This is a genomic window from Streptomyces sp. NPDC021100 (genome assembly GCF_044333095.1).
Lineage (GTDB): Bacteria > Actinomycetota > Actinomycetes > Streptomycetales > Streptomycetaceae > Streptomyces.
The window spans coordinates 775,085-798,392 of the sequence record NZ_JBIRQH010000001.1 but is presented as its reverse complement, the minus strand read 5'-3'; the positions used below and the strand labels follow the sequence as shown (position 1 = coordinate 798,392).

Annotated in this window: 15 protein-coding genes; 5 read left to right on the top strand and 10 right to left on the bottom strand. The window is 69.8% G+C overall.

Going from position 1 to position 23,308, the window contains the following annotated elements; translation table 11 throughout:
- Positions 1-15 precede the first annotated feature (15 nt).
- Positions 16-885, top strand: coding sequence for a mycothiol conjugate amidase Mca (gene mca / locus ACH4PU_RS03580; RefSeq protein ID WP_398265205.1), 870 nt, complete (start codon positions 16-18; stop codon positions 883-885).
- Between the two features lie 7 nt (positions 886-892).
- Positions 893-1,183, top strand: a complete 291-nt coding sequence (locus tag ACH4PU_RS03575) for a hypothetical protein (protein WP_398265373.1) — start codon at positions 893-895, stop codon at positions 1,181-1,183.
- Positions 1,184-1,712: 529 nt separating this feature from the next.
- On the opposite strand, the gene ACH4PU_RS03570 is transcribed toward ACH4PU_RS03575, so the two are convergent.
- Positions 1,713-5,015 (bottom strand): tetratricopeptide repeat protein, encoded by a 3,303-nt coding sequence (locus tag ACH4PU_RS03570; RefSeq protein ID WP_398265202.1) that lies wholly within the window; start codon positions 5,013-5,015, stop codon positions 1,713-1,715.
- A 1,366-nt stretch (positions 5,016-6,381) separates the two neighbouring features.
- On the opposite strand from ACH4PU_RS03570, the gene ACH4PU_RS03565 reads away from it, so the two are divergent.
- Positions 6,382-7,110, top strand: coding sequence for a hypothetical protein (locus ACH4PU_RS03565; protein WP_398265199.1), 729 nt, complete (start codon positions 6,382-6,384; stop codon positions 7,108-7,110).
- A gap of 17 nt (positions 7,111-7,127) precedes the next feature.
- Here the strand turns inward: ACH4PU_RS03565 and ACH4PU_RS03560 are convergent, their stop codons facing one another.
- Positions 7,128-7,994: a TIR domain-containing protein gene (locus ACH4PU_RS03560; protein WP_398265196.1), complete on the bottom strand. Its 867-nt coding sequence runs from the start codon at positions 7,992-7,994 to the stop codon at positions 7,128-7,130.
- Between the two features lie 978 nt (positions 7,995-8,972).
- Here ACH4PU_RS03560 and ACH4PU_RS03555 point away from each other — a divergent pair.
- Positions 8,973-11,015 (top strand): thioredoxin domain-containing protein, encoded by a 2,043-nt coding sequence (locus tag ACH4PU_RS03555; protein WP_398265193.1) that lies wholly within the window; start codon positions 8,973-8,975, stop codon positions 11,013-11,015.
- Positions 11,016-11,039: 24 nt separating this feature from the next.
- On the opposite strand, the gene ACH4PU_RS03550 is transcribed toward ACH4PU_RS03555, so the two are convergent.
- The 3 genes from ACH4PU_RS03550 to ACH4PU_RS03540 form a co-directional block, all read right to left on the bottom strand.
- Complete coding sequence (locus ACH4PU_RS03550) at positions 11,040-11,672, bottom strand: TetR/AcrR family transcriptional regulator (protein ID WP_398265190.1); 633 nt, start codon at positions 11,670-11,672, stop codon at positions 11,040-11,042.
- Positions 11,669-13,240 (bottom strand): MFS transporter, encoded by a 1,572-nt coding sequence (locus tag ACH4PU_RS03545; protein WP_398265188.1) that lies wholly within the window; start codon positions 13,238-13,240, stop codon positions 11,669-11,671. The genes ACH4PU_RS03550 and ACH4PU_RS03545 overlap by 4 nt, the downstream gene beginning before the upstream one ends.
- Before the next feature lie 459 nt (positions 13,241-13,699).
- On the bottom strand, positions 13,700-14,434 hold the full coding sequence (locus ACH4PU_RS03540; RefSeq protein WP_398265185.1) for a hemolysin III family protein: 735 nt from the start codon (positions 14,432-14,434) through the stop codon (positions 13,700-13,702).
- A gap of 273 nt (positions 14,435-14,707) precedes the next feature.
- Between ACH4PU_RS03540 and ACH4PU_RS03535 the strand changes: the two genes are divergently transcribed.
- Positions 14,708-16,540, top strand: a complete 1,833-nt coding sequence (locus ACH4PU_RS03535; protein WP_398265182.1) for a phosphoenolpyruvate carboxykinase (GTP) — start codon at positions 14,708-14,710, stop codon at positions 16,538-16,540.
- 90 nt (positions 16,541-16,630) lie between these two features.
- On the opposite strand, the gene ACH4PU_RS03530 is transcribed toward ACH4PU_RS03535, so the two are convergent.
- From ACH4PU_RS03530 to ACH4PU_RS03510, 5 genes are all read right to left on the bottom strand, one after another.
- The gene (locus ACH4PU_RS03530; RefSeq protein WP_398265179.1) at positions 16,631-17,053 is read right to left on the bottom strand and encodes a hypothetical protein; all 423 of its coding nucleotides are present in this window, start codon (positions 17,051-17,053) and stop codon (positions 16,631-16,633) included.
- 98 nt (positions 17,054-17,151) lie between these two features.
- Positions 17,152-18,363, bottom strand: coding sequence for a pyridoxal phosphate-dependent aminotransferase (locus ACH4PU_RS03525; protein WP_398265176.1), 1,212 nt, complete (start codon positions 18,361-18,363; stop codon positions 17,152-17,154).
- Positions 18,364-18,449: 86 nt separating this feature from the next.
- A complete protein-coding gene (locus ACH4PU_RS03520; RefSeq protein ID WP_398265173.1) occupies positions 18,450-20,069 on the bottom strand; it encodes an amidohydrolase family protein in 1,620 nt (539 codons plus the stop codon).
- Between the two features lie 281 nt (positions 20,070-20,350).
- Positions 20,351-21,631, bottom strand: a complete 1,281-nt coding sequence (locus tag ACH4PU_RS03515) for an amino acid deaminase (RefSeq protein WP_398265170.1) — start codon at positions 21,629-21,631, stop codon at positions 20,351-20,353.
- 192 nt (positions 21,632-21,823) lie between these two features.
- Entirely contained in the window at positions 21,824-23,155 is a 1,332-nt protein-coding gene (locus tag ACH4PU_RS03510) for a M14 family metallopeptidase (protein ID WP_398265167.1), read from the bottom strand.
- Between the last annotated feature and the right edge of the window lie 153 nt (positions 23,156-23,308).

Sequence of the window (23,308 nt, the reverse complement as noted above, 5' to 3'; positions counted from 1 at the left end):
ACTGAGGATCGAGCCTTGACTGAGCAGCTGCGAATGATGGCCGTTCACGCCCACCCCGACGATGAGTCGAGCAAGGGCGCGGCCACGATGGCCAAGTACGTGTCCGAGGGGGTGGACGTGCTGGTCGCCACCTGCACGGGTGGGGAGCGCGGTTCCATCCTCAACCCCAAGCTCCAGGGGGACCCCTACATCGAGGAGCACATCCACGAGGTCCGTGCCAAGGAGATGGACGAGGCCCGGGACATCCTGGGCGTCAAACAGGAGTGGCTGGGCTATGTGGACTCCGGCCTCCCCGAGGGCGACCCGCTGCCCCCGCTGCCCGAGGGCTGCTTCGCGCTCCAGGACGTGGACGAGGCGGCCGGTGCGCTGGTCAAGCTGATCCGCGAGTTCAAGCCGCACGTGATCACCACGTACGACGAGAACGGCGGTTACCCGCACCCCGACCACATCATGACCCACAAGATCTCGATGGTGGCCTTCGAGGCGGCCGGCGACCCCTCGCGCTACCCCGAGGCCGGCGAGCCCTGGCAGCCGCTGAAGCTCTACTACAACCAGGGCTTCAACCGGCCGCGCACCCAGGCGCTGCACGACGCGCTGCTGGAGCGCGGCCTGGAGTCGCCCTACGGGGAGTGGCTGGAGCGCTGGGACTCGATGGGCCGGGAGCGCAACCTCACCACCTTCGTCCCCTGCGGCGACTTCTTCGAGATCCGTGACAAGGCGCTGATCGCCCACGCCACGCAGATCGACCCGGACGGCGGTTGGTTCAAGGTGCCGCTGGACCTCCAGCGGGAGGTGTGGCCCACCGAGGAGTACGAGCTCGCCAAGTCGCTCGTCGGCACGTCCCTCCCCGAGGACGACCTCTTCGCGGGCATCCGCAACAATTGAGCCCATGATGAGCGCGACTGCCTCCTTCGCCGCCACCCACTTGGTGCCGCTCGCCGCCGCCGGGGACGACCTCGACAAGAGCAAGGTCACCCCCGGTGTCCTGGGCTTCATCGTCTTCGCCGTCATCGGTGCCGCCGTGTGGCTGCTGATGAAGAGCATGACGAAGCACATGAAGCGGGTGTCCTTCGAGGAGGCGCCCGAGGGCGCCGCCCCGGCGCCCGCCGCCGTGTCCGCCACCACCGCCGCGGCTACTACAGACGAGGCGGCACCGGCGGCGGGCGGCAAGCCCTCCGCCTGACCCGCGGCGGGACCGAATCGCCCGGCCGCCCGCCGCGCGGGCATCCGGACGGTCCGGACCTGCGCGGTAGGGGGTCGGAACGCGACGGCAGCACGCTTCCGCGCGTCGGCACGCCCTTGGCAGCGGCGGCGGCAGCACGCTTCCGGCACGCCGGGACGCCTTGGCGACGGCGGCGGCACGCTTCCGACACGTCCGCACGCCCTCGGCACGCGGCGGCAGACGGTTCCGATGCGCTGGTACGCCCTCGGCGCGCGGCGGCGCACGGCTCCTAAGCGCCGGCACGCCCTCGCACGCGGCGACAGCGCGGCCCCATCACGCGGCGGCAGCGGGCTCTCCGGCGCGCCGGCGCGGCTCCAGCGGGCGGTGGCCGCGACGCCCCGATGCGGTAGGTGGCAAGATCCCGACTCGCGAGCAGGAACCCGATGCGGTAGCAGCGCCGCGCCACGCGCTCGGGAGCAAGATCCCGACGAGGTAGCGAGGCCGCGGCACACGCCGGTGGCACCATGCATGCGCACGCGACGGCTCGGTCTCAACGCGGCAGCACGGCCATCACCTCCCGTGCCCGCCGTCCCGGCACCATGCCCAGGCGCCACGCCTGCCACCCGGCCTCCGGCTCCACCCCGCGCTCCAGTACCAGCGCGTACGCCTCCGCGTACTGCTCCAGCGCCGGGTCCACCGCCCAGTCCGCACCCCGCAGCTCACGCCGCAGGCGAGCCAGGTCCTCCCCGGCGACGGCCGCGCCCACCACCGAGCCGCCCGGCGACACGAACGGCAGCAAGGTGCAGCGCAGGAAACGCGCCCAGCTCTCGCCGCGCCGGTCGCCGAACCCGGTGAACAGCCGCTCCGCCTCCTCCGTCAGCTCCAGCGCCTGCTCCAGCCTCCCGTTCCCCGCGTCGACCACCGCCAGCTCCAGGCACGACCACGCCTCGCCGTGCGCGACGCCCACCCGCTGGAAGTCCAGCCGCGCGTCCTGGAGCAACTGCCGGGCGAAACCGCTGTTCCGCAGGCTCCCCGTCTGGGCCGCCCGCTGGTCGCGGGTCACCCGCGCCGAGTGGTGGCGGGCACAGGCCAGCCCGTACACGTCACGCATCCGGTTGAACATCGTCCGGGCTCGTTCCAGCTCCCGCAGCGCGGCCGGCAGATCGCCCAGCTCCTCCAGGGCCTGGCCCAGGTAGAAGAGGGTCCACGCCTCACCCCGCGCGTCCTCGTGCTCCCGGTGCCGGGAGACGGCCTGCCGGAGACCCTCCACGGCCGCCGCCGCGTCCCCGGCTATCAGCCGGCCCCGCGCCAGCTGGGTCAGGGCCCAGGCCGCGCCCCGGCCGTCCTGCGTCCGTCCGTACAGCTCCAGCGCCTGGCGCAGCTCGGCCTCCGCCGGCTCGGGGCGGCCCATGCGCAGCCGCACCTGGCCCAGCTGGAAGTGCGCCCACGCCTGGCCGTGCAGGCTCTCGCTCTCCCGGTGCAGCTCCAGCGCCACGGCCAGCAGGTCCAGCGCCTCCGCCAGCCGACCGCGGTCGCGTTCCACCGCGGCCAGCGCGTGCATCGTCCACGCCCGGTCACCGCTCAGCTCAGGGGCCGCCTGCAGCTCCAGCGCCTCCCTCAGCTTCGCCGCGGCCTCCTTGAGATTCCCCTGGTGCTGGAGGGTGATGCCCAGGTCGCGCAGGGCCCGTGCCGCGCCGGCGTGGTGCTGGGCGTCGAGGTACAGGTCCACCACCGACGTCAGCGTCGTCCGGGAGGAGTCCAGCTCGCCGAGCTGCCGGGCGGCCACACCCGTGCGCCACTGCACGGAGCGGGTCAGCAGCTCCCGGTCCGTGGCCTGCGTCAGCTCGCTCAGCTCACCGAGCCGGTACAGGTCCCCGCGCAGCAGGCAGTAGTCGCACAGGGCACCCAGCAGGTGCAGCACCGCCGACTGGTCGACGCCCTCCGCGTGCCGGAGAGCGGCCGTGATGAAGCTCGACTCGTCGTCCAGCCAGCGCAGGGCCGCGTCCAGCGACGGGAATCCGTGGCCTCCGGCCGCGCCTTCGGAGAACATGTCCGCGCGTGTCGACGTCTTGCCGTCCACCATGCGGATGACCGTGTCGGCGAGCTCGGCGTAACTGCGGATCAGCCGCTCCTGGGCCGCCCCCCGCTCCCCGGGGTCCTCTTCCTCGTGCAGCCGGGCGTGCGCGAAGTCCCGTACCAGATCGTGCATCCGGTAGCGCCCGGGGCGCACCGGCTCGATCAGCCCGGCCCGTGCCAGCTCCGTCAGCCGCTGCGCCGCCTCCTGTCCGTCGGCCGCGAGCAGGGCCGCCGCGGCGGCCGCGCCCAGTGACGCCCGGCCGGCCAGCGCGAGTCGCCGCAGCAATCGCCGGGCGTCCTCTCCCTGATCCATGTAGCGCAGCCACAGGGCCCGTTCCACCGGGCCGTCCTGGCCCGCCGCCTCCAGCTCCATGGCCAGCGCGCGTGGCGTTCGCGCGCCGAGCGAGGACCCGGCCACCCGCAGGGCCAGCGGCAGGCCGCCGCACAACTCCGTTACGCGGGTGAGCGACTGGGCGTCGTACAGCTCGTCCTCCTGTGCGGCGCCGTCCTCGCGCTCCTCCTCAGGCGCGGCGACCGAGCGCAGCAGTTCCTCCGCGCCCGCCTCGTCCAGTGGGCCGACCTCCAGCCGGTGCACCCACGCCTCCAACTCGGGTGGCAGCTCCAGCGGCTCACGGGAGGTGACGAGCACCAGGCTCTCCGACCGGTCTGGCACCAGGGCGCGCACCTGCTCCGCGTCGGACGCGTCGTCCAGCACGATCGTCACCGGCAGCCGGGCGAGGTGCTTGTGGTACACCTCGGACAGCCGCCTGAGGTGCTGCTCGCGCGAGGTGCGTTCCCGGAAGAGCAACTGATCGCGAGGGGCGCCGAGTCGGTTGAGCAGGTGCAGCAGTGCGTCGCGGGTCGGCAGCGGCGGCTCCTCCTGGCTCTCGCCGCGCAGGTCCACCAGGCAGGCGCCACGGAACTGATCCCGCAGCTGATGCGCCGCGCGCAGCGCCAACGCGGACCGGCCCACCCCCGACGGGCCGTGCAGCACCACGACCGTCGGTCTCGTCTCGGTGCTCGCCCGGGCCTGGCGCACCCACTGGGCGATCCGGTCCACCTGAGCCTTCCGCCCGGCGAACACCCCTCCGTCCTGGGGGAGATCATCAAAGGAGCGGGCCAGGAGGCTGCGCTGCCGGGCCATCGCGCTGCGGTCGCCGCCGCGCAGTTGCGGTCCTCGTGACGAACCACCCGTCCCCGGCGTGCCCCCCGCCGGGCTCTTGCCGTTATTCGCTCCCTGAAGCATCCGCTGTCGGTCGAGGAACGGCCGGATCCCCCGTACCTCCACCGCCGTCCGCCACTGAAGCCTCAACTGCTCGGCCCCGCCCGGCTGTCCTCGCAGCCCGGCCCGCCGGTGACGGGCCGGCCAGTGTCCGGCCGTCAGCTTCGCGAGCGTCGCCACGGAGCCCGCGAGAGCCACCGCCACCGCCGTGCTGACGGCGGTGCCCGTGGACGTCCCGTACCCCAGATCGGCCCCGAGGGCCGTCACCGCCGTCACGGCCGTCACCAGCATGGGCGTACCGAGCGCGGCCCCCGACAAGCGCGCGGACAACGGCCCGACGGCCGCGGCCTCCTCGTCCAGCGCCCGGACGTACGCCGCGTACTCCTCGGCCGCCGCCCGGGCCAGCGCGTCCAACTCCTCGCGCGCCCGCCGCAGCAGCACATCCCCATCGACACGCCCACCCGACCGCCGCACCTCCTCCCCGATCGCCCGCTCCAGCAGGCCCTCGACTTCCGCCCGGTGATCCTGCCGCAGCGCGGGCAGCGAGCTCTGCATGTGCCGTCCCCCCTTCGACCAGCGAATGCTGAAGGCGTCCCAGTCTTCCGCGTCGACGAGGATTCCGGCAGGCCTGTGGAAAACCCCCTGTGGGAAACCCGGTCGAACGGTCTCTGGGAGGAGCCACGGCGCCGTAGGGTTCTGTCGGGGGAAGCCTGAGGAGCGTGGCATGAGGCGTTCCCGGTAGTACTGATTTGGGGTGTTTTCAGCTAGTAGTAGTGCTATAGACGCTTATGGTGATCAGCCGGGTCGGGGCGTAGACGCGCGAAATGAAGAGCAGTTGGCTTGCTCGATCGCTCAGTGCGCCACGATTCGGCCGAACGCGGAAGGCAGCGGCCCTGCCACCGCAACCGTGGCTACGAGTAGGGGCAGGGGCGTTATTTCCGCCGATCCGGTGGTTGCACGTAGGCTGAACTGCCCCTGTGCCGCTCGGTATCGACGGCAAGGTGGCCATCGCTCTGCGGAGCGGGGAGTACTTCAGCATCAGGTCGACGCGGATCAACTCCCTGCCCCTCGACTGGTAGGCGAAGCCATCTCCGACGTGCACATCGACTTCCTGACTGACGAGAACTCCGCTCCTGACCTCGCGGTCATGCGGGAAGACGCGAAGCGGCAAGGTAAGGCTACGGATCCGAGGATGTGCTGCTGATCGACCAGGTGGTATCCGTGGCCTCCGCGTGCAAGGACTATGGCGACTTCTCAGTGAAGTGAGGGCTACACGGAGTCCTGGTCTCGCGGTGGTGGACCCGTACGCCGGGAGAGCATCGTCCACACCCAGCCCACCAGCTCCGGCTACCTCACCGCCTGCACGCATAAGTACGGCTCAGGCAAGTTGCTATCGAGCTGGTTGATGGACGGACCTACACCCTCGACCTGACGAGGTGTCCCGGCCCGAGGTAGACGCCCGCTGATGCACCGCCCCAGCTCGTTGTTCGCTACTGTTTGGCAGCGGCCAACCTGATCCTCAGCCTCGCCTGGCGGCTGTTGCGACATCGACGACGCCGTACAGGTGAGTGTCCACCAACATCGCGTCTGCGGAACCCGACGCCCCAGGATGTCATGCGACGGCCTAGCCCATCCAAAGAGAGGGAAACCGGGGCAAGCTGCGTGGGAGTTTCCCACTGGATTGCGCCCACCCCATCCATTACGGATCATACTTGAATGCTTATGATCAAAACAGGCCACTTCTGATCTTCGGCCATGTGTGCGCCATTAAAGCCCGTATAGTCTTGGAATGCTCACCGATAGTGAGGTTCCAGGGGGCGCACCTATCCCGCGTCTCGTCCGAGTGACTCCAGAGATGGCAGAGGATTTGCTATCTCGAGCCGTAGTAAATCGCCGCCTGGACGTGGGCCAAGTTGACTTCTTGGCTGATTCGATAATCCGCGAAGAGTGGCAATTGACACACCAGGGGATTGCGCTTGACGGACCCCTTCAGACTGGAAGCCTTCTGGACGGCCAACATCGCTTGAACGCCATCATAAAGGCCGGCATTCCGGTGTGGATTTTCGTATTTGAAGGACTTCCGAGGACTGCATTTCCTGTCCTTGATACGGGTAAGCGTCGCAGCGGTGTGGACACGCTTTCATCTACAGGCGAAAAATACCTTCCCCTGCTTCACTCTACTATTCGCCACGTTCTCCTTTTTAAAAATATTCCAGACTCCCCTTGGAGTGGCAGCGGATCTCGAATCGCAAATGGCCGGATCCTAGCTGCATACAATGAAGATAGTGACATGTACCGAGAAGCTGTAGTGACGGGTCGCAATATTTCCAAGCGCGTGTTTGCGAGCCAAACTGCAGTGGCGGTGGGGTATTTCGTAACGACTGAGGCGGCCCCCGCTGTTAAGGTTGACAACTGGATCGAAGGACTGACCTCGGGTGCGAATCTTGAGGTGGGAGACCTGCGGCTTGCCCTGCTCAAGGTTCCTCATGTGCAGAGGCGGGGTTTCAAACGGCGGTACTCCATGCGTGAGCAAGTAGCTATGTATATCAAGGCGTGGAACGCTTGGGTTCGGGAAGAGAAAATCGACAAGCTACGCTTCAGGAGAACAGAGAAGATGCCGGTTCCCGTGGAGGTGAAGTTTGATCGATGAGCTAGCACCACGTCATGCTAGGAAAAGTTGAGGCTGCTGCGGATTATTACATTCCCCGACTCTCCCACCACAACCAAGCGTCTGCCCAGAGACTTAGCAATCCGTTCGATGAAATCACGTGACAGTGATACGCCGCAGCCCTCCGTATTCTGTGCCACGATGCTCACTCCAGCACTTTCCCAGGAGGATCCAAGGACCTGCCATCCTATCTTTGCGAATGACGATACGATGAACTCGTCCTCGCTAATGCGTCGGCCTCGTGATAGCTTTTCTTCTGCTTGAGTCGCCTTCCCCTCCATATCTGCTCGCCGATATTCTTGCTTTCGAACTAGCAAAAGGATCTCTTCCAGTACTTCTGCCTCCGACCGCTCGACCGGATTTGGCATACCTTCCCTAGGGGATGATTTGCGGATACCCCGAAGGGTCCTTTGTAGTTCGGGCCAGCTTCGCGTGAATGCTCGATCCAGACGGTCCTCTGCCACCATTCTTCCTGTCGACGCTTTATTGATGTCGCCGATGAGCTTCCTAACGTCGTCCCGACTTTCCCCAACGGTTGCCTGGAACTGGGCAAGGGGGCCGGCTAAATCCGCAATTTTCATGTCAACTAGAAATGGCACTACGTGCGCAATTTCGAATTGCTTGGCCAGGCCGCCCGCCTCAAAATTGATCCATTTTGACGCCTCATTCTCTGGGGTTATGCAGACGATTCCAAAGTCTGTCGCGGCAAGTTCATGGGTAATCTCGTCGATCCCTCTTCCTCCTTTGGCGATGTCCTGAGTCGAGACCCATGGGTCAATCTCTTGGATAACATCTGGAAGCCAAGATTTCAGGGACTCGGCGATTTGCCGTGAGCGCGCTCCGGACCAGCTCAGGAATATTTTCACGCAAGATTCCCCTCGCCTTGCACTCTTCGTAAAGACTTGTTGGTCCCGCTAAAGTGGCCGCCTAGAGTTCAGTAGATTTTCTTGTTCTGTTTTCAAGGTAACGTACGACTCGCGCAGATAGGATAGGAAGGTAATCCCTGGGTGACGGATCAGTGTGGAGTTATTGACACTGGTAATTTCCCAGTCAGCCAGCAGGGCGTCATATGATGCCGCATGGGCGCAGAAGTCAAGTACCACTTCTGGCATCTCTTTTTCGATAATAAGATCTCCGCGCGCAGTGACGATGTCCCTTATCTGTCGAGCCCTCGGGGCGAAGACTGTCTCAACCCACGTATGCCATCGCGCCGACATCGACTCTGACAGTGGGCTCTCCGATGGGTCTCTTGAATCGGTTGGAAAATATGCTCTCCGGTACTCTTGCCATGCGCGTTCATTGGTCTCTGCTAAAATAAGGAGTGGGCCATAGAGATCTTTCAATTGACTTCTGACCCAGTCGATCCGCGCCTCCCTGAGGGACCTGCGAACTTCCCCTCGATGGTTCAACCAGTACGCCATGATCGCAACTGCCATACTGGCTCCGGCCGTTACGAGTGGCGCGATCATTGCAACCTCCATAGCGTTGCTTCGCAAGATGTCCAAGAATGTCCCTGGGTAAACCTTTTCCTTTAAATAGGATTATCGTATTCTGCTTCCTTGGGGTCTGAGGTTGAGAGTGTGGTGCATGCGGGCCGTAGCGAAACCGTCCTAGGCCTGCTGTTGGGGCTGAAACTCGTTCGCAGGGATGGTGGTTTGCCGGCCTGAGGGCGGCTCCGAACGCGTGATCGACTTACCCTTCGGCTGGCACATTCTCCTAGGGCTGGCCAGGTCATCCTGACTTCTGTTGCCGGGGGAGGGCTGACGGCTGCAGCGGGTTCCGGCCCAGCCTCTATGCCTCCGTGTCGGCTGGCAGGGGCACCTGCATTTGAGGGACCATAGGGCATGCCAAATCGACTTGCAGATACCACCTCCCCGTACCTCCAGCAGCATGCCGAGAACCCGGTTGACTGGTGGTTGTGGGGGGCGGAGGCCTTCGAGGAGGCAGAGCGGCGCGACGTCCCCGTTCTCCTGTCGGTCGGTTACTCCTCGTGCCACTGGTGCCATGTGATGGCCGGCGAGAGTTTCGAGGACGAGGAGACCGCCGCCTACCTCAACGAGCACTTCGTCTCCGTCAAGGTCGACCGCGAGGAACGGCCCGACATCGACGCCGTCTACATGGAGGCGGTGCAGGCCGCGACCGGGCAGGGCGGCTGGCCCATGACCGTCTTCCTGACGCCCGACGCCGAACCCTTCTACTTCGGCACGTACTTCCCGCCCGCCCCCCGGCATGGGATGCCCTCCTTCCGGCAGGTGCTGGAGGGGGTGGCGGCCGCGTGGCGTGACCGGCGGGACGAGGTCGGCGAGGTGGCCGGGCGGATCGTCGAGGATCTGTCGCGGCGGCCCCTGACCGCGGCTGTCGGCGGGCAGCCGCCCGCCGCCGATGAGCTGCACATGGCGCTGATGGCACTGACCCGCGAGTTCGACGCGGTGCGCGGTGGTTTCGGCGGGGCGCCGAAGTTCCCGCCGTCCATGGTGCTGGAGTTCCTGCTCCGCCACCACGTGCGCACCGGGTCCGCCGCCCCTCTCGACATGGTGACGGCCACCTGTGAGGCCATGGCCCGCGGCGGGATCCACGATCAGTTGGGCGGCGGCTTCGCCCGCTACTCCGTGGACAACGGGTGGGTCGTGCCGCACTTCGAGAAGATGCTGTACGACAATGCCCTGCTGTGCCGCGTCTACGCGCACCTGTGGCGGGCCACGGGCTCGGGCCTCGCCCGGCGGGTGGCCCTGGACACCGCCGACTTCCTGGTCCGGGAGATGCGTACCGACCAGGGCGGTTTCGCCTCCGCGCTGGACGCGGACAGCGACGACGGGCAGGGCCGGCACCGTGAGGGCGCCTACTACGTCTGGACCTCCGAGCAGCTACGGGAGGTGCTGGGGGAGGCGGACGCCGACCTGGCCGCCGACTACTTCGGCGTCACCGAGGAGGGGACCTTCGAAGAGGGGGCCTCGGTCCTCCAACTGCCGGACAGCGAACGGCTCGTGGACGCCGAGCGGATCGCGTCGATCCGGGAGCGGCTGCTGGCGGCCCGTGCCCGGCGGCCCCGGCCGGGACGGGACGACAAGGTCGTGGCGGGGTGGAACGGCCTGGCCGTCGCCGCACTGGCCGAGACCGGCGCCTACTTCGACCGCCCCGACCTGGTCCAGGCCGCGACGGACGCCGCCGACCTGCTCGTCCGCACCCACATGGACTGGAACGCGCGCCTCTTCCGCACCTCCCTGGACGGCGTCGCCGGGGGCCACGCGGGCGTACTGGAGGACTACGCGGACGTGGCCGAGGGCTTCCTCGCGCTGTCCGCCGTCACCGGCGAGGGCGTCTGGGTGGACTTCGCGGGACTGCTGCTGGACACCGTCCTGATCCGGTTCCGCGACGAGGAGGGAGCCCTCTTCGACACGGCGGACGACGCCGAGGCGCTCATCCGCCGCCCGCAGGACCCGACGGACAACGCCACCCCGTCGGGCTGGACCGCGGCCGCCGGGGCCCTGCTGACCTACGCGGCGCTCACGGGGAGCGCGCCGCACCGGGAGGCGGCCGAGCGGGCGCTCGGCGTGGTGCGGGCGCTCGGGCCCAAGGCGCCGCGCTTCATCGGCTGGGGCCTGGCGGTGGCGGAGGCGCTGCTCGACGGGCCGTACGAGGTCGCCGTCGTCGGGCCGTACGACGACCCGGCCACGCGGGAGTTGCACCGCACCGCCCTGCTCTCCCAGCGGCCCGGGCTGGCCGTCGCCCTGGGGGAACCGGCCTCCGCGACGGCCGCCGAGGTGCCGCTGCTGGCGGACCGGCCGCTGCTGGCCGGCCGCCCGGCCGCGTACGTGTGCCGCGGCTTCACGTGCGACGCGCCGACCTCCGACCCCGAGGAGCTCGCCGCGAAGCTGAGGGGGAGGTGAACCCGCTCGTAGAGGGGGCGGCGCTCAGAGGGTGAGGCCCCGCTCCAGCACGTCCAGCGCGCGCCGCAGGTAGTCGAGCGGATCGCCGGCCTGGCCCTCGTCCACCCACACCATCACGGCCTCCTGCATGACGACCAGCACCGCGGTCGTCACGACGCGCAGTTCGAAGTCGTCCTCCGAGCGGCCGGTGCGCTCGGCCAGGACGGAACGCAGGAGGCGCGCCGACTCGCCCACGCCCTCGCCGGCGCGCGCCCGCAGGCTGGGGACGTCCCGGATCAGCCGGTTGCGCATCCGCATCTCGGGGCTGGCGCTGCCGAGGATGTCCCGCAGGCCCTCCAGGACGGTGTTGCGGATCGCGCGGAGCGGGGGCTCGTCGGCCGGGCGGGACCGGAGCGCCGCCTCCAGAAGGGGGTCGTACTCGTCCGTGAGGACGATGTCCTCCTTGGTCGGGAAGTACCGGAAGACGGTGCTGGGCGAGACGTCGGCGGCCTCCGCGATCTGGTCCACCGGCGTCGCGTCGTACCCCTGCTCCTCGAAGAGCCGGTAGGCGGCGGCGCGGATCGCCTGGCGGGTCTGGATCTTCTTCCGTTCGCGCAGCCCGAGCCGGGGGCCCGGCTGGGCGGTGGGGGAGGTTCGTGCGGAGGCCATGAGCGTCATTGTCGGGCATTCGGTGTTTCGGCGGCCACAGCGGTGGGTGTGATCGCCGCCCGTGCGCGGGTGCCGGGCAGGAAGGCGGCGATCAGGAGGGCCGCCGCGAAGGCGATGCCGCCGGAGGTCAGCAGGGTCAGGTCCATGCCGTGCAGGTAGGCGGCGTCCGCCGAGCGGGTCAGGGCGGCGTCGCCGAGCCCGGCCGCCACCCGGTGGGCCCCCATGACCGACTCCTCGGCCGCCTCCGCGGCGGCGGCCGGCACCCGGGGCGTCTCCAGGCGCGCGCGGTACGCGGCGGTGAGCAGGCTGCCCAGGATCGCGACGCCGATCGCGCCCGCGACCTGGCGCAGCGTCATGAGGAGACCGGAACCCACGCCCACCCGTTCGCGGGGCAGCATGCCCAGGGCGCCGTCCATGGCGGGGATCAGAGCGATTCCGACGCCGGCACCGGCCAGGACCAGCCAGGCCGCGGTGAACGCGTAGCCGTCGCCGACGGCGGTCCGGCTGCCGAGCAGCGCGCCCAGGCCGAGCAGTACGAGTCCGGCGGGGATGACGACGCGCGCCCCCGCGCGCCGGGTCAGCGGCGGAGCGAGCCGGGAGGCGATCAGCATGCCGACGGGCATGGGGATCATGCGCAGGCCGGTGCCGAAGGCGTCGTTGCCGCACACGGTCTGGAGGTAGGAGGGCAGGACGAACAGCAGGCCGGTGAAGATGAACATCGCCAGGGAGGCGGCGATGGTGTTCCACAGGAAGCCGCGGTGCCGGAGCAGCGTCAGGTCGAGCATCGGCCGTGCCCGCCGGCGTGACCGCAGGGTCAGCAGGGTGAGCAGGACGACGGCGGCGGCGAGCGTGCCGAGGACGGCCGGGGAGGTCCAGCCGCGGTCGGGGCCCTCGGTGACGCCGTAGACGAGCGCTCCGAGGCCGCCGACGGTGAGCACGGTGGCGAGGCCGTCGACGCCGGGGGCCGCGGGGTCCTTCATCTCCGGGAGCAGGAAGCGGCAGGCGACGACGGCCACGCCGACGAGCGGCACGTTGACCAGGAAGACCGAGCCCCACCAGAAGTGGTCGAGCAGGAACCCGCCGATGATCGGCCCGAGGGGAAGACCGAGCGCGGAGGCGCCGGACACCGCCCCGATGGCCTTGCTCCGCTCCTCGGGTGTGAAGAGGGCGGGGAGTACGGACATCGCGAGCGGCATGATGAAGGCCGCGCCGATCCCCATGACCGAGCGGGCGGCGATGGCGGTGCCCGCGTCCTCCGCGAAGGTTCCGGCGAGCGAGCCGGCGAGGAAGAGGACGAGGCCGGCGACGAGGGTGCGGCGGCGGCCGAAGCGGTCGCCCAGCAGGCCCGCGGGGAGCATCAGCGCGGCGAAGACGACGAGGTACGAGTCGGCTATCCACTGCAGGGTGCCCGCGTCGGCGTCGAGTTCGGTGGCCATGGTCGGCAGGGCCACGTTCAGGATCGTGCCGTCGAAGCCCAGGACGAGCATGCAGGCGACGATCGCGCCCAGGGCCCACCAGCGGCGGGGGTCGGGGCGGGGGTCCGCGCTGGGCGGGGACAGGGTGGGCGTGGTCGTCACGGCACTCCTCGGGACAGGCTCTGACTGTTGCGTGCTTTTGATAGTAACTCTCAAAAGATGGGAACAGTCAATTCCTGACGCACCCCTTGCCCCCTCCTGACGCGACGCTGACTGTCAGTGGGGTGTGTCACGCTGTGTGCAGGGAAGGGGAACGGTCGGTAAGAGACCGAACGGGAGGGGTGATCCCTGGTGGGTGCCGTGGTGAACGCCGGTGCCGTGCTGATCGCGGCACTGAGCGTGGGGGCGTATCTGATCGCCGGCGAGGCGGCGGTGGTGGCCGTAGTGCTGGCCGGCGTCATGGGTCTGACATGGCGCGTGGCCGTGACCTCACGGCCACGGCCACCACGGACGGCGCGTCGGGAACGGAACGCGCCCCGGCCGCTGCCGGACGGCCGGTGGGCCGGGCCGTCGGGCGTGCGGAGCGGGGCGCGAAGAGGGCGAACGGAGGAGGCGGGTGGGTCAGGCGTGCGAATAGGCCACCAGGGAGATGCCGACGTAGTGCACGGCGAAGGCCGCCAGCGTCAGTGAGTGGAACACCTCGTGGAAGCCGAACCAACGAGGCGACGGATTCGGGCGCTTGATGCCGTAGATCACGCCGCCCGCGCTGTAGAGGAGGCCGCCGACGATCACCAGGACGAGCACGGCGATGCCGCCCTTGCGCAAGAAGTCGGGCAGGAAGAAGACGGCCGCCCAGCCCATGGCGATGTAGCAGGGGGTGTAGAGCCAGCGCGGCGCGCCGACCCAGAAGACCCGGAAGGCGATGCCGGCCGCGGCCGCGGCCCAGACCGCCCAGAGGAGCAACTGGCCGCGACCGCCCGGGATCAGGAGCATGGTCAGCGGTGTGTAGGTGCCGGCGATGATCAGGAAGATGTTGGCGTGGTCGAGGCGGCGGAGCACGGCATTGACCCGTGGGCTCCAGTCGCCGCGGTGGTAGAGGGCGCTGACGCCGAACAGCAGGCATGCGCTGAGGACGTAGACGGCGCAGGCGACCCGGCCGCGGGTGCTGTCCGCGAGCGCGGTCAGGAAGACGCCGGCAATCAGGACGGCGGGGAACATCCCCGCGTGCAGCCAGCCGCGGAGCCGCGGCTTGACGACTGCCGACAGGGGTTCGGGGCAGGAGGTGGAAGGCGCGGTGGTCGCGGCACCGGCGGGAGTTGCGGGCGCGACGGGCGCCGCGTCGGACGCGGGTGTCATGACGCAATGCTACCTACGCCACCGTAGGTTACGGGCCGGTATCACGTGGCGATGGTCACGGGAGTGCCCCCTGGACAGAACCGAAACGGAGTCGGATGATCAAATGAGTGCGGGCGGCACCGGATGAGCGGTCACGAAGCGTCTGGGTCGCAGCCCCCAAGGGGCGAATGTGCAGAAACGGACCAACTGCCGGGTCAGGCAAGCGGATGGTCCGTTCCACCCTCAAGATGCGACGCCGGGCGCCCCCTGGGTCCCCGGCGGGACGGAGCGATCGTGGCGCGCGCAAATGCGGCTCCCACCACCCCCACCCACCACCAGGAACTGATCTCCTGGGTCGATCAGATCGCCGCCCTCACCCAGCCGGACCGGGTCGTCTGGTGCGACGGCTCCGAGGCCGAGTACGAGCGCCTGTGCGAGGAGCTCGTCGCCAAGGGCACCTTCCGGAAGCTCGACCCGGTCAAGCGCCCCAACTCGTACTACGCCGCCTCCGACCCCACGGACGTGGCGCGCGTCGAGGACCGTACGTTCATCTGCTCCGCCAAGGAGGAGGACGCCGGCCCGACCAACCACTGGAAGGACCCCGCCGAGATGCGGGAGATCTTCCAGGGTGAGCGGGGCGTCTTCCGCGGCTCCATGCGCGGTCGCACCATGTACGTCGTGCCCTTCTGCATGGGCCCGCTCGGCTCGCCGCTCTCCGCGATCGGCGTCGAGATCACCGACTCCGCGTACGTCGCCGTCTCCATGCGCACCATGACCCGCATGGGACAGCCGGTCCTCGACGAGCTCGGCACCGACGGCTTCTTCGTCAAGGCCGTCCACACGCTCGGCGCCCCGCTGGCCGAGGGCGAGGCCGACGTCCCCTGGCCCTGCAACTCCACCAAGTACATCTCGCACTTCCCCGAGGACCGCGAGATCTGGTCCTACGGCTCCGGCTACGGCGGCAACGCCCTGCTGGGCAAGAAGTGCTACGCACTGCGCATCGCCTCCGTCATGGCCCGTGACGAGGGCTGGCTCGCCGAGCACATGCTCATCCTCAAGCTCACCCCGCCGCAGGGCGAGGCCAAGTACGTGGCCGCCGCCTTCCCGTCCGCCTGCGGCAAGACCAACCTCGCCATGCTGGAGCCCACCATCTCCGGCTGGACGGTGGAGACCATCGGCGACGACATCGCCTGGATGCGCTTCGGCGAGGACGGCCGGCTCTACGCGATCAACCCCGAGGCGGGCTTCTTCGGCGTCGCGCCCGGCACCGGCGAGCACACCAACGCCAACGCCATGAAGACCCTCTGGGGCAACGCGGTCTTCACCAACGTCGCCCTGACCGACGACGGCGACGTGTGGTGGGAGGGCATGACCGAGGAGCCGCCCGCCCACCTCACCGACTGGAAGGGCAACGACTGGACGCCGGAGTCCGGCACCCCGGCCGCCCACCCCAACGCCCGCTTCACCGTCCCCGCCGCCCAGTGCCCGATCATCGCGCCCGAGTGGGAGGACCCCAAGGGCGTGCCGATCTCGGCCATCCTCTTCGGCGGCCGCCGGGCCTCGGCCGTGCCGCTGGTCACCGAGTCCTTCAGCTGGCAGCACGGCGTCTTCATCGGCGCCAACGTCGCCTCCGAGAAGACCGCCGCCGCCGAGGGCAAGGTCGGAGAGCTGCGCCGCGACCCCTTCGCCATGCTGCCGTTCTGCGGCTACAACATGGGCGACTACATGGGGCACTGGATCAAGATCGGCCAGGCCGCCGCCGAGCGGGGCGACGAGGCGAAGCTGCCGAAGATCTACTACGTCAACTGGTTCCGCAAGGACGCGGGCGGCCGCTTCGTGTGGCCGGGCTTCGGCGAGAACGGCCGGGTGCTCAAGTGGATCGTCGAGCGCCTGGACGGCGCCGCGGAGGGCGTCGAGACGCCGATCGGCGTGCTGCCGACGCGTGAGGCGCTCGACACGAACGGCCTGGACATCGCCGACGCCGACCTCGAGCTGCTGCTCTCGGTCGACAAGGACGTCTGGCGCGAGGAGGCCGGGCTGGTGCCGGAGCACCTCAACACCTTCGGCGAGCACACGCCGAAGGAGCTGTGGGACGAGTACCGGGCACTGGTGAAGCGCCTGGGCTGAGGTGACGGGGCGTGGGCCGGGAAGTCGTCCGGTCCCGCCCTGCCGTGTTCTCACGGCGAGCCGGGTGCTCCGGGCCGGGGCCCGTCCGGCTCAGATGTCGTCGGTGATCCCCAGCGCCGCCGCGTGCGCCCGCAGCCGTCCCTCGGCCAGGGCCGCCCCGGCGGTGTCGCCGCGCGAGCCGGCGACCACCAGCGCCTGGCCGGCGAGCATGTGCGCCCGCTGGTGCAGGGCGTGCACACGGGCCGGGCCGCCATCGGCCACCGTGGGCACCGCACGCAGCGGAGCGTGTCCGCCGCGCAGCCGCTCGACCCGGGCGGCCAGCCGCCGGGCGGCGTCGTCCAGCTCGGCGGACGGGGTCAGGGCCCGCAGCTCGTCGGTCACCGTGAGCAGCGCGGTCAGGTGCCCCGCGAGCCGGATGTCGAGCTCCTGGCCGCGGGAGCGGCGCGGGCCGTGACCGCCGCGCACGGGTTCGGCCATGGTGTGGACCGACTTGGTGCGGATCGGTTCGTACATGGATGGCCTCCTGTCCTTCTTAGAAGGCCATCCTAACTTAGATCCTGTCTAAAGTTATATCCTGTACGAGGCCGGGGTCGTCCGGGGCGGCGGAGGCGTCAGGGCTGGCTGTAGCCGTCCAGGAAGGTGCCGATCCGGGTGACCGCGTCCGCCATGTCCTTGGCGTTCGGCAGCGTGACCAGGCGGAAGTGGTCCGGCTCCGGCCAGTTGAAGCCCGTGCCGTGGACCACCATGATCTTCTCGGCGCGCAGCAGGTCGAGCACCATCTGCCGGTCGTCCTTGATCTTGTAGACCTTGGGGTCGAGCCGCGGGAATGCGTACAGCGCGCCCTTCGGCTTCACACACGTCACACCGGGAATCCGGGTCAGCAGCTCGTGCGCCACGTCGCGCTGCTCCAGCAGCCGGCCGCCCGGCAGGACCAGGTCGTTGATCGACTGCCGGCCGCCGAGAGCGGTGGCCACCGCGTACTGGGCGGGCATGTTGGCGCACAGCCGCATGTTGGCCAGGATCGTCAGGCCCTCGATGTAGCTGTCCGCGTGCGCCTTCGGGCCGCACACCGCCATCCAGCCGCTGCGGTAGCCGGCGACCCGGTACGCCTTGGACAGCCCGTTGAAGGTGAGGGTCAGCAGGTCGGGGGCGATGGCGGCGGTCGGGGTGTGGGTGACGCCGTCGTAGAGGATCTTGTCGTAGATCTCGTCGGAGCAGACGATCAGGTTGTGCCGGCGGGCGATCTCCGTGAGGCCGCGCAGCATTTCGTCGTCGTAGACGGCGCCCGTGGGGTTGTTGGGGTTGATAATGACGAGCGCCTTGGTGCGGTCGGTGACCTTGCGCTCGATGTCGGCCAGGTCCGGCATCCAGTCGGACTGCTCGTCGCAGCGGTAGTGCACCGCCGTTCCGCCCGCCAGCGAGACCGACGCGGTCCACAGCGGATAGTCCGGCGCCGGGACGAGCACCTCGTCACCGTCGTCGAGCAGTGCCTGCATCGACATCTGGATCAGCTCCGAGACGCCGTTGCCCAGGTACACGTCCTCGACGGACAGCTCGATGCCCTTGGTCTCGTAGTGCTGCACCACCGCGCGCCGGGCCGAGAGCAGACCCTTGGCGTCGCCGTAGCCGTGCGCGTCGCCGACGTTGCGCAGCATGTCCTCCAGGATCTCCGGAGGGCACTCGAAGCCGAAGATCGCCGGGTTGCCGGTGTTGAGCTTGAGGATGCGATGGCCCGCCGCCTCCAGCCGCATCGCCTCCTCCAGCACCGGACCACGGATCTCGTAGCAGACATTGGCGAGTTTCGTTGACTGGATCACCTGCATGACGGCCACCATACGGGGGCGCGCCACGCCGTGCGCCGGCTTTCCGGGTGCGTCGGACGCGCGCGATCGGCGCTGTTCAGGGCGGTTCAGGACGCCGGAGCGCGCCGGACGGCGCGGCCCGCCAGAACGTCCGTCCGGCGTCCGTCTTCCATCACAAAGCGTCCGGCAATCAGGACATAAGGAATACCGGTCGGAAGCCGCCGAGGATCTTCGAAAGTGGCCCCGGCGGCGACCGTCTCCGGATCGAAGAGCACCAGATCGGCCCGGCGCCCGACCCGGACGAGGCCCCGGTCGGACAGCCCGAGGCGGGCCGCGGGACGGGACGTGAGATGCGCCACGCACTCCTCCAGGGAGAGGATCCCCAGCTCGCGGACGTAGTGCCCGAGGTAGTGCGGAAAGGTGCCGTACGCCCGCGGATGCGGCTTGGCGCCGTGCAGGATGCCGTCGCTCCCACCGGTGTGCGCCGGGTGGCGCATGATCGCACGGACGTTCTCCTCGTGGCCGACGTGCAGCAGGACCGTCGTCCCGAGCCGGTCCTCGACCAGCAGCCGGCGGGCCGTCGCCCAGGGCTCCTCGCCGCGCTCGCGGGCCAGCCCGGCGATCGTCCTGCCCACGTACCCGGGAGCCCGCCGCTCGTCCGCGACCCCCGACACCTCGACCGCCGCCCAGTCCACCGGCAGACCGTGGCACCCGTCCGAGCCGGCCGCCTCCAGGGCGTACCGGATCCGGGCGGCCGTCGCGTCGTCGCGCAGCCGGACCAGTACCGCCTCGGGCCCCCCTTCGGCCGCCCAGCTCGGCAGCAGTGACGCGAGCGTGGTGCAGCCGGGGGTGTAGGGATAACTGTCGAGCGTGAGGTCCACACCCTCGGCGCGGGCGGCGTCGAGCAGGCGCAGTAACTCCGGTGCGCGCCCCTCGTTCCCCGCGAAGTTGAGGACGGTGTGCGCGAGGTGCAGCGCACAGCCGGCGTCCCGCGCGACCTCGATCATCTCCGCGTACGCCCGCAGGGCGTGCGCGCCGTACGAACGGTGGTGCGGGCAGAAATACCCGCCGTACCGCGCGACCACCCGGCACAGCGCGGTCAGTTCGGCGTCGTCCGCGTACAGGCCCGGGGCGTAGGTGAGCCCCGCCGACAGGCCCATGGCCCCCTGCTCCAGTCCCTCCGCCACCAGCCGCCGCATCCGCCCCAGCTCGGCGTCCGTGGCGGAACGGTTCTCCCAGCCGACCGCCAGTATCCGGACCGTCCCGTGCGGCACGAGGTACGCGGCGTCCACCGCGATGCCCTCGCCGCCGAAGCCGTGGTCGAGCCGGTCCAGGTACTCGCCCGTCGTGCGCCAGGTGAAGTCGGCGTCCCGCCCGTCACCGTTCCAGCCGGTGATCTGCGCCCGGACCCCGGCGAGCGCCCGGTCGTCCACGGGCGCGTACGACAGCCCGTCCTGCCCGAGCACCTCCAGCGTCACGCCCTGCGCGACCTTGGCCTCGTGCCCGGGATCGCGCAGCAGGGCCAGGTCGCTGTGCGCGTGCATGTCGACGAAGCCGGGGGAGAGAGCGAGGCCGTGCGCGTCGACGGTCCGCCGCCCGGACGGGCGGCTCCCCGCGGACTCGCGGACGATCGCGGCGATCCGGCCGCCCTCCACGCCGACGTCGGCGCGGAAGGACGGGCCGCCGCCACCGTCGACGAGCCGGACGTCCCGGAAGACCGTGTCCATGGGCAACCGCCTTTCGACGACGCCGGACCGGCGGGGACGGTGGCCGGCGTCGGAGGCCCGGGCACGCCGCCGTCCTCCGAGCGCGTCGGTCGCTCGTCCGGCGCTCCTCGGCACGGCTCACCCGGACGATACGTCCGCCGGCCCGCTTCCGACAGACCCCGACGGCGGCCTGCCGGGACTCGCGAGGCCCCGGCGGCTTCCGGGACTCCCGAGGCCGCCGAGACTCCTGAGGCTCAACCACCCACGAGCGTCCGCCGCGTCGGACGTCAGAAGATCGGACGTCAGAAGAACGTCCGCACGTACTCCGTCACCGTCCCGCCCGCGTCCACCACCGGGATCATCGGCCACTTGTCGAAGGCCGTGCAGGGGTGCGAGATGCCCAGGCCGACCCAGTCGCCGACCTCCAGCGGATCGTCCTCGGGCAGGGTGACGAAGGCGTGCTGGTCGGCGAGGCCCGTGATCGTCATGGGGCCGGCGGGGCGCTCGGCGCCGTCACGGGCCGAGCGGACGACCTGCGCCTCGGGGAAGCCGAGGTCGTACGGGGCGTCCCGCTTGCCCGCGTTGAGGTAGGCGCGGCCCGGTTCCGGGCGGGACACACACTGGGTCCAGAGCCGGAAGGCCGGCCGCAGGGCGCCCTCCGCGGGGTGGCGGACGAAGGGGGTCTTGCGGCGGTACTGGCCGTCGTCATGTGTGACGTACGCGCCGGAGCGCAGCAGCTTGAGCACCGGCGCGGACAGCTCCGGAAGCTCTCCGAAGACCTCGGCCACCGCGTCGAACCACGAGCTGCCGCCCGCGCTGACCACGATCTCCTCGACCCCGGCGAACCGCCCGGCCGCGTCGAACTCCACGGCCAGCGACGTCAGATCGCGCACCCAGGAGCGGACCCGCGCCTCGTCGGCGTCCGGGATCTCCGCCTCGTACCCGGCGACACCCACCAGCCGCAACGTTTCCGCACCCGCCACCGCGTCCGCGACCAGCGTGGCGTCCGCCGCCGTCCGCACGCCCGTCCGGCCTCCCGCGGCGCCGAGTTCGACGACGACGTCCAGCGGCCGTCCCGCTCCGGCGCCGCGCAGGGCCGCGTCCATCAGCTCGACGCCGCGCACGGAGTCCACGTAGACGACGATCCGGAAGCCCGGGTCGGCGGCGAGTTCGCCGGCCAGCCAGCGCAGCGCGGCGGCGTCCACCACCTGGTTGGCGAGGAAGATCCGCCGCACGCCGAAGGCCCGGTAGACGCGGACCTGGGCGGGCATGGCGGCGGTGATGCCCCAGGCGCCGTGCGCGAGCTGCCGGGCGAACAGACTCGGGGCCATGGACGTCTTGCCGTGCGGCGCGAACGCCAGGCCGTGCTCCGCGGACCAGCGCTCCATCAGCGCGAGGTTGTGGTCCAGCGCCTCGGCCGACAGGGTCAGCACGGGCGTCGTGAAGCCATCGGTGAACAAGGAGCGCCGCTGGGCCGTGAGGTCGCCGACGGTCAGCCCCTCCGCGTCCGGGGGCAGCCCCTTGAAACGGTGGTCCACCGGCTCGTGGGCGAGCCGGGCCAGGGCGTCGTCGGCGACGGCCATCGAGCCTCCTCGTTCTGCGCGTCCGGTGCGGCATCCGCCGTGCGCACCGCTCGCGGCTGTCTAACATCCGGCGGAACGCCTGGTCAACGGCGGTCACCGGGGTCTCGTGGACGACGGTGCGCGCCGATCGGAGCACACGGGCGGGCGGACCGCCGTGGCCCGCCCGCCCGTGCCCCGTTCTCCGACGGCCTCCTACCGCTTCGCGCAGTACTGCTGTTCCTTGCCGATCGACCGGTACATGCAGTCCGCGTTCTCCAGCAACTGGAGCACCGCGTCCCGGTTGCGTGCCGTCTCCCGGTCGATCACCGAGGCCGGCGGGTAGAAGCCGCCGCCGCCCGCGTCCGTCGGGTACATCTCGAAGGTGTAGGCGAAGACCTTCTGCTCGCCCCACAGCCAGTCGTCGATGGTGCCGTCGGTGATGTAGAGGTCGCTCGACTGCTCGGCCGTGTAGCCGTTGCTGGCCGCCATCGCCTTGCCCACCTTGGCGAACGCGTCGTGGTCGTCCTGGGTCATGCCGGACGCGGTGTCGCTGTACGTCCAGCCGAACGGCCACATCACCAGTTCGCTGTAGGTGTGGAAGTCGATCGCGGCCTTGATCCGCTGTTTCCCGTTGACGACGCGGCCGCGGACGAAGTCGGCGACGACCTTGACCTCGGGCGCCGACTCGGCGGCCCGGCCGCGGTAGGTCTCCGACCCGGTGCTGCCGGAGGAGCCGCCGCAGCAGCCCCACTTGTAACCCCAGTTGCGGTTGAGGTCGGTGCCGACGTTCGAGGAACCGGAGTTGGGCTGCCGGTTCTTGCGCCAGTTGCGGTAGGTGCCGGTGGCGATGTCGTATTCGCCACCGTCGGGGTTGACATCGGGGACGATCCAGATCACCCGCTCGTCGATCATCTTGGTGACCCGGGGGTCGGTGCCGTAGCCGTTGCCGAACTCCTTCAGCAGGTAGAGGGCCATCTCGACGGTCAGGTGTTCGCGCGCGTGCTGGTGGTGGGTGAAGAGGACCTCCGGCTTGGCGTCGTCGGGCTTCACGCCGGAGCTGATCCGGACGGCGACGATGTCGCGGCCCTCCTGGCTCTTGCCGATGACCCGCTTGCTCATGAGCGAGGGGTGGGCCGCGACGTCCGCGTCGATCTCGGCCATGGCCTCGCGGTAGTTGTGGTACTTGGCGTCGCGGGACGGGAAGTCGTGCGGAACGGGCCGTTCGCCCCCCGAGCGGTCCGGCGGGCCGGGCAGCTCGGTCACGCGGTGGCCGAGGCCGCGGACGCGGTCGGCCTGGGCCGCGTTCGCCGTGATGACCACAGTGTTCCCGTGGACGGCGTCGACGGACGCGCCGGTCGCGGCGACGGCGGTGCGCTGGGCGGCGGTGCGCGGGCCCGTCACCTCGTACGAGTGGGACGCCCCGGTCGCGGGGCGGGGTGCGGAACCGCCCGCGGAGGAGACGGCGGGCGCGGCCAGAGCGAGGGAGGCGAGGGAGAGGGCGGTGGCGAGGGCGGCTGCCCGGCCGCCGGAGGAACGCGGTCGCATGACGGCCTCCTGAGGGATCCGATGTGTGCGACGGGTGGGGGGTTGGGCCAGGCCAGTGTCAAGAGAATGACATGAGCAGGTCAAGGACTCCGGTGCGAGGGGTTCCGGCCAACTTAGCCGTCACTCGGGTCCGATTGATTGCGCGTCACCTCA

Excerpts from the sequence above, each read along its gene's own strand:
- ACH4PU_RS03515 (WP_398265170.1), bottom strand. The coding sequence starts at position 21,631 with ATGGCCGTCGCCGACGACGCCCTGGCCCGGCTCGCCCACGAGCCGGTG.
- ACH4PU_RS03575 (WP_398265373.1), top strand. The coding sequence starts at position 893 with ATGAGCGCGACTGCCTCCTTCGCCGCCACCCACTTGGTGCCGCTCGCC.
- ACH4PU_RS03525 (WP_398265176.1), bottom strand. The coding sequence starts at position 18,363 with ATGCAGGTGATCCAGTCAACGAAACTCGCCAATGTCTGCTACGAGATC.
- ACH4PU_RS03530 (WP_398265179.1), bottom strand. The coding sequence starts at position 17,053 with ATGTACGAACCGATCCGCACCAAGTCGGTCCACACCATGGCCGAACCC.
- ACH4PU_RS03510 (WP_398265167.1), bottom strand. The coding sequence starts at position 23,155 with ATGCGACCGCGTTCCTCCGGCGGCCGGGCAGCCGCCCTCGCCACCGCC.
- ACH4PU_RS03520 (WP_398265173.1), bottom strand. The coding sequence starts at position 20,069 with ATGGACACGGTCTTCCGGGACGTCCGGCTCGTCGACGGTGGCGGCGGC.
- ACH4PU_RS03555 (WP_398265193.1), top strand. The coding sequence starts at position 8,973 with ATGCCAAATCGACTTGCAGATACCACCTCCCCGTACCTCCAGCAGCAT.
- ACH4PU_RS03540 (WP_398265185.1), bottom strand. The coding sequence starts at position 14,434 with ATGACACCCGCGTCCGACGCGGCGCCCGTCGCGCCCGCAACTCCCGCC.
- ACH4PU_RS03570 (WP_398265202.1), bottom strand. The coding sequence starts at position 5,015 with ATGCAGAGCTCGCTGCCCGCGCTGCGGCAGGATCACCGGGCGGAAGTC.
- ACH4PU_RS03550 (WP_398265190.1), bottom strand. The coding sequence starts at position 11,672 with ATGACGCTCATGGCCTCCGCACGAACCTCCCCCACCGCCCAGCCGGGC.